This window comes from Wolbachia endosymbiont (group A) of Campoletis raptor, from assembly GCF_964026755.1.
Taxonomy (GTDB): Bacteria; Pseudomonadota; Alphaproteobacteria; order Rickettsiales; family Anaplasmataceae; genus Wolbachia; species Wolbachia pipientis.
Window position 1 is genome coordinate 1,142,296 of record NZ_OZ034695.1, and the last position, 17,319, is coordinate 1,159,614.

The window sequence follows — 17,319 nt, forward strand, 5'->3', positions numbered from 1 at the left end:
ATTGACGCTATATACTTAAGTGTTAAAATAGAATGAAAAGTTTTTAGGAGTTTATATGGCAGCAGGTGGGAAAGCAAAGACAGCTAGTAAAAATAACCCTACTCAGCGTAAGAAAGCTGAGGAAAAAATGTATAAAGATAAACCGGTAAAACCTGTTAGATATATAGATCGTGATTCGCGCATGAATTATATGTCTGCTCAATATGACAACGGCAATCTGGTTGAAGATGAGGTAAGCGGCAATCCTATAAAGTGGGAAGCTGTATAATAGTTGTGGTTAAAGTTACTATTAATTCTAAGGAATGTGAAGTAGAGCATGGGCTCACTATAATTCAAGCTTGTGAAGTCGTGGGCGTTGAAATTCCACGTTTTTGTTATCATGAGCGTTTAGCAATTGCTGGTAATTGCAGAATGTGTTTGGTTGAAGTGGAGGGTGGACCTCCAAAACCAGTAGCCTCTTGTGCAATGCCAGTTGCAGAAGGGATGGTTATTCACACTGATACCCCTAAGGTTAAAAAAGCACGTGAAGGTGTGCTTGAGTTTTTGCTAATTAACCACCCGCTTGATTGCCCAATTTGCGATCAAGGTGGTGAATGCGATTTGCAAGATATCACGATGGCTTATGGGAAAGGAACCAGCAGACTTGATGAGCATAAGAGGGCTGTGCCAAAAAAACACTTCGGACCACTGATTGAGACTGCGATGAATCGATGCATTCATTGCACTCGGTGTGTTAGATTTTTGTCTGATGTTGCAGGTACAAATGAACTTGGAGGAATCGGAAGGGGAGAAAATGTAGAGATTAGCACTTACATAAAAAGGCATATTAGTTCTGAATTATCTGGAAATATCATAGATCTCTGCCCGGTAGGGGCTTTAACTTCAAAGCCTTACTCCTTTACAGCGCGTCCATGGGAGCTATCACATTGTGAGACTATAGATGTGCTAGATGCTGTGGGCAGCGCAATTAGAGTTGATTATCGTGGCCCGGAGGTTATGAGGATATTACCAAGGCTGAGCGAAGAGGTAAATGAAGAATGGATATCAGATAAAACCCGCTTTGCCTATGATGGACTAAAAGTTCAGCGTCTTGATCGACCTTATATAAAAAAAGATGGTAAATTAGCCCCAGTTGATTGGAATGAAGCATTAACTGTTGCTGCAAAGCAATTAAAGAATACAAAATCAAATAAAATAGCTGCAATTGCAGGTGATTTAGCAGATTGTGAGTCTATGCTTCTACTCAAAGAAGTGATGCAGAAGCTCGGCTCGGGGAATATAGACTGTAGGCAAGATGGTGCAAAGCTTATACCAAGTAATCGTGGATCGTATGTGTTCAATACCACTATTGAAGGTATAGAAAATGCAGATTTATGTCTGCTTATAAATACAAATCCAAGGATAGAAGCACCGATTATTAACGTAAGATTGAGAAAGAGATATTTACAGGGCAACTTTCCTGTTGCAAGTGTTGGTCCTAACATTGAATATTTGTATCATGTTGAGAAATTGGGCGATAATCCTGATATTTTGAGTGAAATAGCAAATGGAAATCATAAGTTCTGTGAGCTGCTGAGTGCTGCTCAGAGCCCTATGCTGATTATCGGTCAAGATGCATTAGTAAGAGACGATTCTGAATCAGTTCTAGTTCTAGCTGGCAAAATTGCAGAAAAATTTAACATGGTCAGAGATGACTGGAATGGCTTTAATATGCTGCATAAAGCTGCAGCAAGAGTTGGTGGGCTAGATACTGGGTTTGTTCCTAAAAAAGGCGAAAGGGATATTAATCAAATATTGGAACATGCAGAAAGTGGTGAAATAGAAGTGGTTTATCTTCTTGGTGCAGATGAAATTGATACATCAAAATTAGAAAATACATTTGTAATTTATCAAGGTCATCACGGTGATAAGGGTGCACATGTGGCAGATGTTATCTTGCCTGGTGCTGCATATACAGAAAAATATGCAACTTATGTAAACACTGAAGGTCGAGTGCAAAGAACAAATTTAGCTGTATTTCCTCCAGGTGAAGCAAAGGAGGATTGGTTAATTATTAAAAATCTCTCGCAATATTTGGATCTTTGCTTACCATATGATAGTTTATTTGACGTGAGAAAAAAATTAGATACTATCGGTCCACAGTTTAGAAATGCTGATCAAGTGGTAAAAAACACATGGGTACCAATCAGCAGCGGTGAAATAAGCTTAAGTAATACACCTTTTACTTTAAAGGAGTGTAATTTTTATATGACGGATTCAATAAGTCGCGCTTCAAAAATAATGGCAGATTGTACTAAAGCTTTTTATGAACACGCTAGTTAATATTTTATTTATTTTAGTACCGCTACTACTTTCAGTTGCATATTTGACATACTTTGAGCGTAAGGTCCTTGCTGCAATTCAACTGAGGCACGGCCCAAGTGTAGTTGGACCTTTTGGGCTATTGCAGCCATTTGCAGATGCTATTAAGCTCCTGATTAAGGAGCCGATAATACCATTTAGAGCGAGCACCATACTGTTCATTATGGCTCCAATGCTTACCTTTATCTTGGCATTAATTGCCTGGGCAGTTATACCGTTTGGTGCTGAAGTAATTGTAAAAAATGGCCAGCAAGTAGTGATTCCTAAGGTTATAGCAAATATTAATGTTGGAGTGCTTTATGTGCTAGCTATATCGTCGCTGGGAGTATACGGCGTAATTATTGCAGGCTGGTCAAGCAATTCTAATTATGCATTTCTTGGCGCTATACGGTCGGCTGCTCAGATGATTTCATATGAAGTTTCAATAGGCTTAATAGTTGCTACAGTCGTTATTACCACTGGAACATTGAATCTTGGAGAAATGGTAGTGGCAAAACATAATATGCCATTTTGGGTTGATTTACTACTAATGCCTATAGGAATAATATTTTTTATTTCTTTGCTTGCAGAAACTAATCGTCACCCATTTGATTTACCAGAAGCTGAAGCAGAGCTTGTCTCTGGATATAACGTTGAATATTCATCCATGCCTTTTGCCCTCTTTTTTCTTGGAGAATATGCAAATATGATTTTAGCAAGTGCTATGATGACAATATTCTTTCTGGGGGGATGGTATCCTCCGTTAGAGCTTGGTTTGCTTTATAAAATTCCAGGTTTGATTTGGTTCGTTTTGAAGATAGTTATACTTTTATTCGTATTTATTTGGATTAGAGCAACAATACCTCGTTATCGATATGATCAGCTAATGCGCCTTGGTTGGAAAGTATTTTTACCAATATCAGTGTTTTGGGTGATACTCATTTCAGGGGTGTTGCTCTTTACTGGGAATTTGCCTGGATCCAATGTTTAATTTCCCAAATACAAGATTAAGACGCAGGCGCTCGAGCAAATGGGTTCGCAATTTAACAAGTGAAAATAGTTTATCAGTAAATGATCTGGTTCTTCCTCTGTTTGTTCATGACAGAGAAGAAACAACTGAACCAATTTCTGGCTTACCAGGCGTAAAGTGTTATTCAATAGATGGATTAGTGTCTATAGTTAAGGAAGCTAAAGATTTAGGGATTAATGCTGTTGCAATTTTTCCTGTAGTTGATAGTAAACTAAAATCTGAAAACGCTGAGGAAGCATATAATTCTGACAACTTAATCTGCAGAGCAATTTGTGCTGTAAAATTAAAGGTACCTGAAATTGGTATTATTGCAGACGTTGCATTGGATCCATACACTATTCACGGCCATGACGGCATTTTAAAAGATAATCAGATGGATGTAGAAAACGATGAAACTATATCAGTGCTGTGTAAGCAAGCGTTTGCTTTAGCGAAAGCAGGATGTGATATAGTTGCTCCTTCTGATATGATGGATGGTAGAATAGGAAGAATCAGAAAATCATTAGATGATAACAACTTTCAAGACGTATTAATATTATCTTATGCAGTGAAATACTGCTCTAGCTTCTATGCTCCATTCAGGCAAGTCGTTGGTTCATGTGGGCTATCACATTCTATAGACAAAAGTGGTTATCAAATGGATTATAAAAATGCGCGCGAAGCAATGTGCGAAATTGAAATGGATATAAATGAAGGTGCAGATTTTATTATGGTTAAACCGGGTATGCTATATTTGGATATTATCAAAACAGCAAGTGATAAGTTTAATTTTCCGATTTTTGCTTACCAAGTAAGCGGTGAGTACGCAATGATAAAAGCTGCTGCAAATAATGGCTGGCTAGATTATGACAAGGTGATTTATGAATCTTTGATTGGTTTCAAACGTGCGGGTGCAAGTGCAATATTCACTTACGCTGCACTTGATATTGCAAAAAATTTAAGTGCATAAGCCCTATAAAATTATTAAATTTTTGGCGCACGTTCTTCTACTGTTGCTGCATATTACTTAAAGTTTTCCAATACATGTTTTAAGTTGTTGATAAGTCCGTTACAATACAGTATTATAAATAATATAAACCAAGTGTTACTTAGAACATGGGGATTTTTTTTAAATTTTTGGGAAAGATGCTAGGTAAGGTTTTTCCTGCCAAAACAGTAAGCTCTCTTTTAGGAATAGGATATTTACCAAGTTGGCAGAACTATTGGTCTTCTTTTTTAATATTATTTATTGTCGATGTTATATTAATTCTTACATATGGAGGCGAATACTTACTATATAAAATGCCAGACTCAGGAATAGTTGTAGCTGCTGTTTTTACAAAATTGGCAATAGTTATGTTAGTAATGCAATTAATTGGAATATTTATTTTTCATGCTCAAGACCCTTCAGCAAACAGTGGTGAAGAAATAGTAATACAAATAGCGTCAGGGCAAGTACTGACTGTAGCACTTTCAATGCCAGCAATAATGTCAATTTATTATGCTGTAAGTAAACTCTATGGGAATATATGTAAGCAGATGTTTCAATGCCCATTTTGGTTTAATGATTTTATGCACTTTTTCTTTTTTCTTATGATACCTTACGTATTTTTTAATGTCGTAGAAGTGATAAAACCATGGCCAATAAGTTCAATACAGCTCAGCTATAATAATGCAATGTCAATTACATTTGAGGGGATTTTTCACACATTTTATGCGGTGATTTTACTGTATTTAACAGCATTTATATTCTGCGATTTAACTATGCGTGATGCAATTGTCCTAAATAAAAGCATAATTCAGTATGTGAGGGAAAGTTCAGCAGTTTTAGGTGATTATTTACATAGTGCTGCAAAAAAAATAAATATTGAATAGTACTTATTTATTTATATATTTAGTATAAAAAGTGTACAATTTGTGTGAACTTACAAAGTATAATAAAAGAGTTACAAGATTTTTGGGCTGGTGAAGGGTGCGTTATACTTCACCCATACACATCTGAAGTTGGTGCTGGTACATTACATCCTGCAACAATTATGTCTGCAATTGATACAAAACCGACAAAAATTGCATATCTACAACCAGTAATTAGGCCATCAGATGGGCGCTATAGTGATAATCCTAATCGCTTGTATCAACATCACCAATATCAAGTTATAATAAAGCCATCTGGTAATAATTTACAAGACGTCTATTTAGATAGCTTAAAAGCTCTTGGCATATCTACAGAAAAATATGATATTAAGTTTGTTGAAGATGATTGGGAAAACCCAAGTGTTGGTGCATCAGGACTTGGATGGGAAGTTACATGCAATGGAATGGAAGTAACACAGCTTACTTATATACAGCAAGTTGGAGGGATTGACTGCAAGATGATTCCTGGTGAGGTGGCATATGGGTTGGAACGTTTAGCAATGTGCATACAAGGTGTAGATAATGTTTACGATATAATTTGGAACGATAACGGTGTAACTTACGGAGATATTTTTAAACAAAGAGAATATGAATTTTCTTATCTAGCGTTAGATTATTATGATACTAAAGTGGTACAGCAGCAATTCGAAGATACGGAAAAATTGTGTAAGTTCCTTATTGAAAAGGAGCTACCAATGGCAGCTTATGACCAATGTATTAAAACTAGTCACCTACTTAATCTGCTTGATGCAAGAGGTGTGCTTGGTGTGAATGAACGTACAGCTTATATTGGTAAAGTTAGAGAGCTAACAAAAAAATGTTGTGAATTGTACATGAGTAAATAGCGTATGTCGTTGCAGTTGTTATTTGAGTGCCTTTCAGAAGAAATACCACCGAGAATGCAGAATTCAGCTACAGTTCAAGTTAAGAGCTGTATTGCCAATGTTTTTAACAAAAATAATGTAAAATTTACATCAATGGAGGTTTTTATAACGGCACGTCGCATTACCCTATTTGTCGACAACATAAATGCTTTGGAGCTAAAGGATTCCAATAACGAAGTTAAGGGACCAAACATTAACGCACCAAAAAGTGCTATCGAAGGTTTTTTAAGAAAATATCAGAAAAATGAAGAAGATTTGCTCGTTCGAAAAGTAAATAATGAAGATTTTTACTTCATTAAAAGAGAAAGCTGCTCATTTAACATTCAAGAGTTTCTTAAAAATCAACTAGGAGAAATATTAAAAAATTTCTCTTGGCCAAAAAGTATGAGATGGGGCAAAGGAAAAGAAAGGTGGGTTAGGCCAATTAAAAACATTTTATGCATTTTAAATGATGAAATAATACCTGTATCTTTTGCAGGGATTACAGCATCTAACACAACATATGGCCATCGATTTCTCTCAAGTGGTACGGCGCTTACTGTTAAAACACCTAAAGACTATTTTGAATTGCTAGAAAAAAACAGTGTAATTCTCCAAATGGACAAAAGAAAGCAATTTATACTAGATCAGATTAATAAATTCACAAAAGAGCAGAATTTACAACTTGAGAAAAATGATTATTTACTAAATGAATTGACAGGGCTTATAGAGTGGCCAATCGTACTGTTTGGTGAAGTGAATCAAGAAAAGTCATTTGGATTACCGAAGGAAGTAATACTTAGTATAGTTAATACACAACAAAAATACCTTGCTTTAAGTAATGGAAAGAGAATTTCACACTTTGTCACTGTTGTCAACGTCAACAATGGTGAAGTTGTTAAAGGACACGAAAGAATATTAGAAGCACGTCTTGCTGATGCCCAATTTTTAATATCTCAAGATAAAAAGGAAAATCTAGATTATTATGTCAAAAGATTAGGTTCAATATTATTTCATGCTTCACTTGGCAGCGTGGGGGAAAAGGTGAAGCGTATTACGGCTTTGTCAAAGTATATAGCTATATTTATTCCACATGCTTCGCTGATAAAAGTTGAACGTGCTGCATATTTGGCAAAAGCTGATTTGGCAACATCGATAGTAAGAGAGTTTCCAGAATTACAAGGAGTAATGGGTGGATATTATGCTTCTTATTTTCAAGAAGATAGAGAAATAGTGGAAGCTATAACTGAGCATTATAAGCCAATCGGGCCAGAGCAGGAGTGTCCTAAATCTCCTTCTGCAATTGCTGTGTCAATTGCAGACAAAGTGGATAGCTTAGTTGGTTTAATTGCAGCAGGTGAGAAAATCTCTGGTTCGTATGATCAATTTGGTTTGCGGAGAATGACAATTGGTATAATTAGGACAATACTTGAAAATAATTTGCATGTTCTAATTAGGCTAATGATAGACAAGTCAGTATCTTTATATTCAAGGCTTCTATTTAATAAAAATACAGCGTCAGTTGATAAGCCGAATAGAAAACAAATTTCAGAACTAGTATTTAGATTTTGCTTAGAAAGATTCAAGGTTATTTTAAAAAATAGAGATATAAGGCAAGATGTTGTAGATTCAATACTATATAAAATCGATATTAATGATCTGCTGACAGCAGAAAAGCAAACTGTTATATTGGATCGTTATCTTAGTACTCCAGAAGGTGAACAAATTCTAAGCACTTACAAAAGAGTCAGTAACATGATGAGCAAAGCAAGGAAAAGTGATGGCACTACTTATAGTGCATCTTACGGTAAGAGGTTTTTGATTGAAAGTGAAGAAATTGCGCTATCAAATTGTGCTATAACTGCTTGTAAAAACATAAAACAAGCGATAAAAAATAACCACTTTAATGTAGCACTTGATGAACTTGCTGGTTTTGCTCCGTTTATCAATCAGTTTATGGACAGTATAAAGATTAACTGTGATTCTGATAAGCTGAGAAGAAACAGATTATCTTTGCTTGAAAATGTAGTTTCCATCTTTCATTTAGTAGCAGATTTTAACCTCATACAGGTTAAGCAATGGATAAATGCTCAGGCAATATAAAGAACAAATCAAATCATCTCCACAGTCCTGTGGCGTGTATAAGATGGTCGGAGATAAGAATAAAGTTTTATATGTTGGAAAAGCAAAAAACTTAAAGTCGAGATTATCCGACTACCTTCAATTCGAAAACCTTTCTGAACGAATTAGAGTTATGCTCTTACAGGTTATTAAGGTTGAAATATTCATCACTGAGAATGAAATCGAAGCACTGCTTCTTGAAGCACAGCTAATAAAATCATTGAAACCACTTTATAATATTGTGCTCAAGGATGGAAAATTTTATCCTTATATAACAATTTCCAAGCACGATTATCCAAGAATAGCAAAATATAGAGGCAAATTTAAGAAAAATGAGTTTCATTATTATGGTCCCTTTACATCTGCCGCTGCTGTTAAGCAAACTATATTGTCGTTGCAAAAAGCTTTTCTCCTAAGAGTATGTTCAGATCAATACTTTTCCTCAACAAAAAGACCATGTATTGAATATCAAATTAAGCGCTGCTCAGCACCATGCATAAACAAAATCACAAAAGACGACTACTGCCAATCAGTAAAACAGGCACGAAATACATTGCTTGGAAGAAATAAGGAAGTGAAAGAACAGTTACTTTTCACAATGAGAAAGTGCAGCAGTGAAGAAAACTATGAGCTTGCTGCTATATATAGAGATCGGGTAAAGTTTCTTGAGCAAATTCAAATACAGCACACGGATTTTTCTTTTGAAAAAGATGCAGATTTCTTCAGTATTGTACGTGAAGAGGATCTAGCATGTATTAGTGTGTTATCGTTCAGAAATAAAGACAACTACGGCAGCACTCCTTACTTTCCCGAGAACTGTGGTGATCACTCAAATGATGAAATTTTATCCACCTTTTTGGTCAATTTTTATAATTCAGCTAACATACCTCCAATACAAATTTACGTTCCAGATTCTATTGTGGATAAGGAAATTATAGAACAAGCACTATATAAGGTTGCTCAAAAGCCAGTAAAAGTTCTGCATGCAAAGAATAAAAAAGAGCGTGATTTATTGAAATTTGTTTATGATAACTCTCAGCATAGCTTAGAGCAGAAGCTTATCGATTATAGGAATAACCTAGAAAAGCTTGAGGAGCTTAGCAAAATCTTCTTGTTACCAAATATTCCAAAGCGTATTGAGGTTTATGACAATAGCCATATATTTGGAAACCAACAAATTGGTGTAATGGTTGTTGCAGGGCAGGAGGGTTTTTTAAAAAGTGAGTACAGAAAATTTACTATAAAGGAAAAATTTTCAGGCGATGACTATAAAATGATGAGGGAAGTGCTAACCAGACGTTTCTCCGGCAATATAAAAGGCATAATACCTGATTTTTTACTGATTGATGGTGGACCAGGACATGTTTCCATAGTACAGAATGTACTGGAAGTATTGAATATAAACGTTCCTTTTGCTTGTATGGCAAAAGGTCCTGATCGTAACGCAGGAAATGAAAGATTTTATATGCTGGGCAGGGAAGAATTCAGTCTGGCAAATGACAGCAAAGTCATGCTTTACTTACAATCGCTGCGTAATGAAGCCCACCGTTTTGCGATAACTTCACATAGAAAAAAACGCGATAAACAGTTTATAGTTTCACAATTAAGCAAAATACCCGGCATTGGCAACAAAAGAAAAAAAGCGTTGATGTCTTATTTTGGTTCAGTGAAAAATATAAGCAAAGCTTCTCTGGCTGAAATTCAAAACGTACCTGGAATTAGTAAAGGTTTAGCAGAAGTCATTCTTAAATACGTGAATTATAAGAGAGGAGTACTGGAATGACACAAAACCCGTTTTATTATTAGGGAATTTATATCTTAAAACCGCAAAAAAAGGTGTGCGTATTTGTGAAAAAAAATCTCCATAAAATTTGTGAAGCAATGTGGTGGGACTAGTGCGATTCGAACGCACGACCTTCGGATTAGGAGTCCAACGCTCTATCCTGCTGAGCTATAGTCCCGTGTTTCCTACCATTCATGTAAAGTTATAGCAAAAAATCCTTTCTTTTCTAGATTTCTTGCATAACCAATTTATGACGACAAAAAACATTTCTGTACTTCTTGAGTATAATGCTATTATATTTAATAACATGGTTTAAGTAAGATTAATGCTAGTTAACAATATTGGTTATTTCTATAACAATCAAAACGACTTTGCTTTAAGCAATATAAACATTAAAGTAAAGAAAGGAAATGTTGCATGTTTATTGGGGCATTCTGGCTGTGGCAAGTCAACAATTTTGAAATTAATTGCGGGGATAGAAAATCCAAAATCTGGAACTATTTTTATGAATGATAGGTTAGTTGCAAGTAATAAGGCATCAGTCGCTATAGAGCATAGAAATATCGGATTGATTTTTCAGCATTCTGCATTATTTCCTCATAAAACAGTAGTAGAAAATATAACCTTTGCTATCCGCAGCTCTTCCAAGAGAGAAAAGCACCTAATTGCATTGGAAATCTTGAAGTTACTCAATATAGAAAAATATGAAAATATGTACCCTAACGCCTTATCTGGAGGACAGCAACAATTAGTTGCAATAGCAAGAGTGATGGCACAAAACCCTGATGTTGTGTTGTTAGATGAACCATTTTCTAATTTAGATATACTGCTCAAGTGCCGAATAAGACAACATATATTGTCCCTTTTTAGAAGTAAAAATATCCCTGTGCTAATGGTAACTCATGACCCGCAAGAAGCATTGAAAGTTGCAGATTTTATCTACGTAATGAAAAATGGTAAAATTATTCAATCAGGAGTTTCTAGCGATATATACCATAAGCCTAAAGATGATACGCTAGCAAAGTTTTTTAGTGAGCTCTCTTCTACTCCACAGTTAAGCGAAAAGTTTCCACTTATTCGCTGCAAGAAAATAATCTAGTTTGGGATTGTTATAAAATAATTAAAAAACCTTGATTTATAATTAAATAAAGGTGATATAATCTATGTGTTACTTGACTTCAGTCAAGTTTTAATATTTAAAGGTCAATATTTTAAATGGAGGTGAAAATGAGTTTAGGACCATGGCAATTGTTTCTAGTCTTAATAATAATTTTAGTTCTGTTTGGTGCAGGCAGATTACCGCAAGTTATGGGTGATTTAGGAAAAGGCATCAAAAACCTTAAACAGGGGCTTAAGGACTCAGAAAAATTATCGTCTAATGAACCAGATCGTTAGCGTCCTCATACTTCGTGACATGCACCTTAGTGCATGTCATCTGTTTAAAAACTTAGTCAGGTTAAAGAATGAAAGAGATGAAGTGTTGGTATGAAATAAATAACAAATATTGAAATACAGCAACAACTATGTTAGCTTAAGAGGAATATTTTATTAAAGGATAATTGTGCAAAAAAGTGAGAAACTAACTAAAGATAAAAAACTAGCTTCTGATATTCTAAAAGAGGTTGCAGATACCAATAACAATGATAGCAATAAAGTAACTTTGTTTGACATTAAAACAGCTTTGCATGAGCGCGGTTTTGGTATTTTAATAATCATCTTCTCCTTGCCGCTATCGGTGCCTATACCGGTTCCACCTGGTTATACAACTATTCTTTCTATACCTTTAATCTTATTCTCACTGCAGCTTCTATTTGGATTTGATTCTCCTTGGATGCCCAGTTGGCTAGAAAGAAGATCTTTTCAGCGTTCAACACTAGCTCTTGTGGTAGAGAAAACTTCCCCTGTATTAGAAAAAATAGAAAAATTCATGAAGCCAAGACTGTCTTTCATTTTCTATGGGCCTGGTGAGAAGATTCTGGCTTTTATGATGTTGCTTTGTGCAATAATAATAGCTCTTCCATTACCTTTTACTCACTTCCTTCCTGCAATTGGCACAACTCTTATTTCACTTAGCATTATGAGTAAAGACGGGTTTCTATCCATATTGGGAGTTTTAGTATCATTGTGCGCGTTGTTGCTTACTCTTGTTGTAATAGTCAAAGGACCACAACTTATAACCGGAGCACTTTCTCTTCTTAAAAGCTTTACAACACTTTAACAAAAGAACGAATTACTAGCGCAAAATGAATAATGCATATTGAAATAAAACAATAATTGTGTTAAGAATTATTTTTATCAAAGGTTTTTCGTGTCAAAAAATGATAAGTTGACTAAAAGTGATAAATTAGCTTCTGATATTCTAAAAGAAGTTGCAGATACCAATAACAATGATAGCGATAAAGTAACTTTGTTTGACATTAAAACAGCTTTGCATGAGCGTGGTTTTGGTATTTTAATAATCATCTTCTCCTTGCCGCTATCGGTGCCTATACCGGTTCCACCTGGTTATACAACTATTCTTTCTATACCTTTAATCTTATTCTCACTGCAGCTTCTATTTGGATTTGATTCTCCTTGGATGCCGCATTGGTTGGAAAGAAGGTCTTTTCAGCGTTCAACACTAGCTTTTGTGGTAGAGAAAACTTCTCCAGCATTAAAAAAAATAGAAAAGTTCATGAGACCAAGAATGTCTTTTATTTTCTATGGGCCCGGTGAAAAAATTTTAGCTTTTATAATGCTGCTTTGTGCGTTATCAATAGCTCTTCCACTACCTCTTACTAACTTCATTCCTGCAATTGGTACGACTCTTATTTCGCTTGGTATCATGAGTAAAGATGGGTTTCTATCCATATTGGGAGTTCTAATATCATTGTGTGGGTTATTGCTTACTCTTGTTGTAGTAGTCAAAGGGCCACAACTTATAATTGGGGCATTTTCTTTTCTCAAAAGCTTTGTATATGGTTAGGCTTTACAACACCTTAACAAAAAAAAAGGAACTTTTTACACCAACCGATAAAGATCATGTGAAAATGTATGTTTGCGGACCAACAGTATATGACACAGCACATATAGGCAATGCACGATCTGTTGTTGTGTATGATGTGTTATTTCAGCTACTCAAGTTTTGTTATGGCAAAGTTACCTATGTGCGTAACATAACCGACATTGATGATAAGATAATTAATGCAGCAAGCGAGAAAAATAGCAACATAGAAAGTATAACCACATATTACATTAAAGCTTTTCATGATGATATGGAAAGCATAAATTGTAAAGAGCCAACACACGAGCCAAAAGCAACGGAAAACGTAGATTATATTATAAAATTAATTGAACATTTACTGCAATCAGGCCACGCTTACGAATCTGACAAACACGTGTATTTTAATATAGAATCTTACCATGAATATGGTGCTTTATCAGGAAAAAAAACTGATGAATTGGTTCCAGGTAGCAGAGTTGAAGTTAATGAAAATAAAAAGCACCCTGGAGATTTTGTGCTGTGGAAGCCTGCAAATGATATTGACTACAAACTTTCAAGTTATTGGAATAGCCCATGGGGAGAGGGCAGGCCTGGATGGCATATAGAATGCTCAGCAATGTCATATGCTTACCTTGGCAAAGATTTTGATATTCATGGTGGCGGCATAGATTTACAATTTCCTCACCATGAAAATGAAATTGCACAGAGTAAGTCCGCATTTGCTGGATCAATGTTTGCAAAATACTGGATACATAACGGCTTTCTTACAGTAAATGAAGAAAAAATGAGCAAGTCCTTATTTAATATAGTCAAAGTAAGGGATTTGCTAGATAGTGGAATAAAGGGTGAAGTAATACGCTATGCACTGCTCAAAACTCACTACAGAAAACCACTTGATTGGACAGAAAACGTTATTTCTGATGCACAGGAAACCTTAAACAAATTTTATCGGTTATTACGTGGTTTAGATATAACGAATATTGATGAAAGTAACGCAGAGATTTCTAAAGATTTTATAGACGCTTTAAAAAACGACTTAAACATCCCTGAAGCTCTAGCTATATTACATGAAATGGCTGCAAAAATCAACAAAATGAGTAATGAAAGTGAAAAGCTTAAATTAACTGAGAGTTTTGTTAAGAGTGCCAGATTTATTGGTCTTCTTGAGTCAAGTTATGAAAAGTGGTTTGCTGTGGATGTAAATCATCAAGAAATAGAAAGGTTGATAGACTTAAGAAAAATTGCAAAAAAAAATAAAAATTACGATACTGCAGACAAAATAAGAAATCAGTTGAAACAAATGGGGATTACAATTTCTGACAATGAAGATGGTACAACAACCTGGTAAATTCATATGGAAAACTACTTCCTGTTATTCACAGATAGTCTAGTATCATCATTAGTCTTACCCATACATCAAGGTTTTGTGTTCAATACCATGCTTTATTTCAGGTCGTATCACACTCCACTACTTATGTTATTTTTTGGAGTACTAGGATCAAGCCTTGGTGGAATAGTTAACTGGTACTTAGGTAGAATAACAATCTCTATACGAAAATCATACCACAAACTAGAGAACGAGCATAAAACACCAAAAATCGTAAGAAATCTACTGATTTGTGCAGTTGCATTACTTTCGTGGGTGCCAGCACTTGGAAGTGTGATTCAAATTTTATCAGGTTATTTTAAGTTAAACCTTTATATCCTTGCCCCTTTAATCATTCTATCTAATTTCTTCTATTTGTTATATCTAATACTTACTTTTGGCGTATAACAGCTATAGTACTACAGCTATTAAAGCCCACTTCTGTCATCCTATGCCCTGATAGAAGCGGAGCTATAAATTAAATGCAAAATTTCAATAGTTATAAGGATGCACCATGAGCTAAAAGTAACTTTATTTGAAAAAATTTCTCTTATACAAATATCATCAGGAGCAAGGTAGGACATTTGTAATTTTCCAAATTACAAATGTTGTTTTAGTATAACAGTCACTTTTATATTTGGATTCAAAGTCAAGCAGTTTTTCTGCTTCTTCTTCATATTCTTTCAGGTAGTCACTAAGAGGTTGTCCGGAAACTAGTAAATTCAAGCATATTCCCTCTTTAACATAACCCTACTCATAGCTAGGTATATGAAATTCTCAGTGGATGTTGTGAGTAAATCATACTCCTTCGATAGCCTTCTATTCCTATTAACCCAAGCAAAAGTCCTTTCTACAACCCATCTTCTTGGCTGTACTTTAAACCCTTGTTCTCTTGTTGGTAGTAGCTCAGGTGGCGTATCTTTGTGCACCCAAAATCTACATGGAGGCCTTGTAACAATTTCAATATCTATGTCATATTCTTCCTTTATGTGATTCTTTAAATTTCTTCCTTGGTATCCCATGTCAGCCCACATTTTTTTAACTTTAGTATATTTTGTTCTCATATTGTTTAATGCTATTTTAATACCATCTCTATCATTTTCGTTAGCAGCGCCTACGTAACAACCTAGTATAAAACCCTGAGTGTCTGTAATTATATGCCTTTTTCTACCCTTTACTTTTTTACTTCCATCATAGCCTTTGATCCCCCCTTTTCTGTAGTCTTTACAGATTGACTATCTACTATACAGGCACTCGGCTGCTCATTCCTTCCTATTTTTCTTCTACTATATTTTGTAATTTCATAATTCATTTTCTCAAAAATTCCCTGCTTCTTCCATTGCCTGAACTGCTCATACACAGTCTTCCATAGCGGAAAATCATTTGGTAAATACCGCCATTGACACCCTGTACGCAATACATAGAAAATTGCTTCTAATATTTCTCTTTTGCTATACTTTGGCGGCCTTCCTCCTTTCTTGTATGATACTCTGAAGTGTTTTTCTATTCTTGCCCATTCCCTTTCGCTTAGATCTGTTGGATACTTTTTTCTCATCTTTACCCCGTACTAAAATTTCAGATATTATAGCCTTTTACTTGTTTCCGGACAACCTCTTAGTAGTCTTCACAGCGTCGGTTTCTGCTGTGCTAGTAATTGCAGCAGTCGGCGTTTTCTTAGAAGTCACAACCGTTTCTGCAACAGTTATAGGAGCCACGGTACTACTAGAAATAATATCTGGCGTTAATCGACCGTTAATGATATTAACAAAATCACTGAGAGTTTTGATGCTATTTGCCGGTATTATTGTTGCTTCAGAAGATTTTCCAGAGCCGTTTTGATTAAAAGTTACAATATTTTCTCCACTTACCGCAGTTACGATAAAACCACCCTGACCGTTGCCTTTAATATATAATTGCTCTATAGGATCTGTAAATTGATAGATAGGAAAATCTGACACTGATCCATTTTTAAGTAGAGTTGCTATATGTAACCTCTGCTCATTAGCTGATTGGTCATTTTCAAGAAAAGCAACTAGATCATTTCCTTCCGTTTGTTCAACATACTGCAAAAAGCTTATTTCATGTTCTCTAGAAAGAGATAGTGCTTTATTATCTATTTGACCTTTTCGATTACCAAGTAAAAAGCCATTAACTCCATCCTTCAGACCCTGAATCACTTTAGCCATATCAAATTTAAAAATACGTGTTTTTCTCACCTCTTGATTTTCCTTAGTAATCCTTTTGCTCACTTGCGAATAAAGCATCGTGTTTCCATTTAATGCCAATTGCCCCTGATTATCAAAATTGAACAATTTTCTTTCTGTAACACCTTTTTCTCCAGTCAATACCTTAAATTTTCCTCTCTCGCTTGACTTTAAGTACCAAGAAACTAAAGTTTGATCCTTTAAGTTATGGGCGATTACAATTACGTCACCATTACCAACTTTCACTGCTCTTGGTTGAAAGCAACTATTGCCCACATTTGCAAGACTATTATTATCAATATTCTTTTGTAATTTTCTTTTATCTAAATGTTCAACTGAAGGAGTATTAACTGATTGTTTAATTCCGTAAGTGTTAAAAGATAAGCCTTTAACGCATTTTTCTCCTTCTTCGCTAATTCCTTCTTCAGGAAAGATAACTCCAACTTTATCTATTTCAGCTGAATCTTCTATTAATGTGAGAGATAATTGATCTTTGAATTCATTTGCTACGCTGATATTTGTACCACATTCGTATGTTTTTGATTGATATAATGGACTAATAAGTAATTTTACTTTACTGCTCCCATTACCATTATCTTGATAGCTGAGTCCGTAAGCAACTCCATTCCCCTCAATTAATTCTACGTTTGTTGGATTAAAACCTATCGCTTCTTTAATTTCCGGTGTATTTGAGTTGATCCCGAGTAATCTTCTTAATATAGACATAATTTTATTT

Annotated in this window: 15 protein-coding genes, 1 tRNA gene and 1 pseudogene; 14 read left to right on the plus strand and 3 right to left on the minus strand. The window is 35.1% G+C overall.

Annotated features, from left to right (window positions below; genetic code table 11):
• The first annotated feature begins 55 nt into the window (after positions 1-55).
• The 8 genes from AAGD74_RS05760 (at position 56) to uvrC (ending at position 10,030) form a co-directional block, all read left to right on the plus strand.
• Positions 56-268 carry a hypothetical protein gene (locus AAGD74_RS05760; RefSeq protein WP_338482711.1) on the plus strand — a complete coding sequence of 71 codons (213 nt, stop codon included), beginning with the start codon at positions 56-58 and terminating at the stop codon, positions 266-268.
• Positions 253-2,322, plus strand: coding sequence for an NADH-quinone oxidoreductase subunit NuoG (gene nuoG, locus AAGD74_RS05765; protein WP_338482710.1), 2,070 nt, complete (start codon positions 253-255; stop codon positions 2,320-2,322). The genes AAGD74_RS05760 and nuoG overlap by 16 nt, the downstream gene beginning before the upstream one ends.
• Positions 2,306-3,331, plus strand: a complete 1,026-nt coding sequence (gene nuoH / locus AAGD74_RS05770) for an NADH-quinone oxidoreductase subunit NuoH (RefSeq protein ID WP_236515135.1) — start codon at positions 2,306-2,308, stop codon at positions 3,329-3,331. The genes nuoG and nuoH overlap by 17 nt, the downstream gene beginning before the upstream one ends.
• Positions 3,324-4,319 carry a porphobilinogen synthase gene (gene hemB / locus AAGD74_RS05775; protein WP_264705545.1) on the plus strand — a complete coding sequence of 332 codons (996 nt, stop codon included), beginning with the start codon at positions 3,324-3,326 and terminating at the stop codon, positions 4,317-4,319. Before nuoH ends, hemB begins: the two co-directional genes overlap by 8 nt.
• A 146-nt stretch (positions 4,320-4,465) precedes the next feature.
• Positions 4,466-5,224, plus strand: coding sequence for a hypothetical protein (locus AAGD74_RS05780; protein ID WP_006279670.1), 759 nt, complete (start codon positions 4,466-4,468; stop codon positions 5,222-5,224).
• Positions 5,225-5,268: 44 nt separating this feature from the next.
• On the plus strand, positions 5,269-6,108 hold the full coding sequence (locus AAGD74_RS05785) for a glycine--tRNA ligase subunit alpha (protein ID WP_077188493.1): 840 nt from the start codon (positions 5,269-5,271) through the stop codon (positions 6,106-6,108).
• A gap of 3 nt (positions 6,109-6,111) precedes the next feature.
• Positions 6,112-8,229 carry a glycine--tRNA ligase subunit beta gene (glyS, locus tag AAGD74_RS05790; protein WP_338482708.1) on the plus strand — a complete coding sequence of 706 codons (2,118 nt, stop codon included), beginning with the start codon at positions 6,112-6,114 and terminating at the stop codon, positions 8,227-8,229.
• A complete protein-coding gene (uvrC, locus tag AAGD74_RS05795) occupies positions 8,213-10,030 on the plus strand; it encodes an excinuclease ABC subunit UvrC (protein ID WP_338482707.1) in 1,818 nt (605 codons plus the stop codon). The genes glyS and uvrC overlap by 17 nt, the downstream gene beginning before the upstream one ends.
• 101 nt (positions 10,031-10,131) lie before the next feature.
• Here uvrC and AAGD74_RS05800 read toward each other — a convergent pair.
• Positions 10,132-10,208: transfer RNA gene (locus AAGD74_RS05800), tRNA-Arg, on the minus strand.
• Between the two features lie 147 nt (positions 10,209-10,355).
• Between AAGD74_RS05800 and AAGD74_RS05805 the strand changes: the two genes are divergently transcribed.
• From AAGD74_RS05805 to AAGD74_RS05830, 6 genes are all read left to right on the plus strand, one after another.
• On the plus strand, positions 10,356-11,129 hold the full coding sequence (locus AAGD74_RS05805) for an ABC transporter ATP-binding protein (protein WP_341810606.1): 774 nt from the start codon (positions 10,356-10,358) through the stop codon (positions 11,127-11,129).
• A 128-nt stretch (positions 11,130-11,257) separates the two neighbouring features.
• Positions 11,258-11,425: a twin-arginine translocase TatA/TatE family subunit gene (gene tatA / locus AAGD74_RS05810; RefSeq protein WP_338482705.1), complete on the plus strand. Its 168-nt coding sequence runs from the start codon at positions 11,258-11,260 to the stop codon at positions 11,423-11,425.
• 166 nt (positions 11,426-11,591) lie between these two features.
• Positions 11,592-12,248, plus strand: coding sequence for an exopolysaccharide biosynthesis protein (locus tag AAGD74_RS05815; RefSeq protein ID WP_010962397.1), 657 nt, complete (start codon positions 11,592-11,594; stop codon positions 12,246-12,248).
• A gap of 90 nt (positions 12,249-12,338) precedes the next feature.
• Positions 12,339-12,995 carry an exopolysaccharide biosynthesis protein gene (locus AAGD74_RS05820; protein ID WP_015588796.1) on the plus strand — a complete coding sequence of 219 codons (657 nt, stop codon included), beginning with the start codon at positions 12,339-12,341 and terminating at the stop codon, positions 12,993-12,995.
• Positions 12,988-14,361, plus strand: a complete 1,374-nt coding sequence (cysS, locus tag AAGD74_RS05825; RefSeq protein WP_236515131.1) for a cysteine--tRNA ligase — start codon at positions 12,988-12,990, stop codon at positions 14,359-14,361. The genes AAGD74_RS05820 and cysS overlap by 8 nt, the downstream gene beginning before the upstream one ends.
• Positions 14,362-14,367: 6 nt before the next feature.
• Entirely contained in the window at positions 14,368-14,787 is a 420-nt protein-coding gene (locus AAGD74_RS05830; RefSeq protein ID WP_077188498.1) for a YqaA family protein, read from the plus strand.
• Between the two features lie 314 nt (positions 14,788-15,101).
• Here the strand turns inward: AAGD74_RS05830 and AAGD74_RS05835 are convergent.
• Together AAGD74_RS05835 and AAGD74_RS05840 are read right to left on the minus strand one after the other, a co-directional pair.
• Positions 15,102-15,934, minus strand: a protein-coding gene (locus AAGD74_RS05835; RefSeq protein ID WP_236514306.1) for an IS5-like element ISWpi1 family transposase whose coding sequence is annotated in 2 segments (ribosomal slippage) — positions 15,102-15,565 and positions 15,565-15,934 — 834 coding nt in all. Because the reading frame shifts where the segments join, the coding sequence is not laid out codon by codon here.
• Positions 15,935-15,992: 58 nt separating this feature from the next.
• A pseudogene (locus AAGD74_RS05840) lies at positions 15,993-17,309 on the minus strand (hypothetical protein); the annotation flags it as partial.
• Positions 17,310-17,319 lie beyond the last annotated feature (10 nt).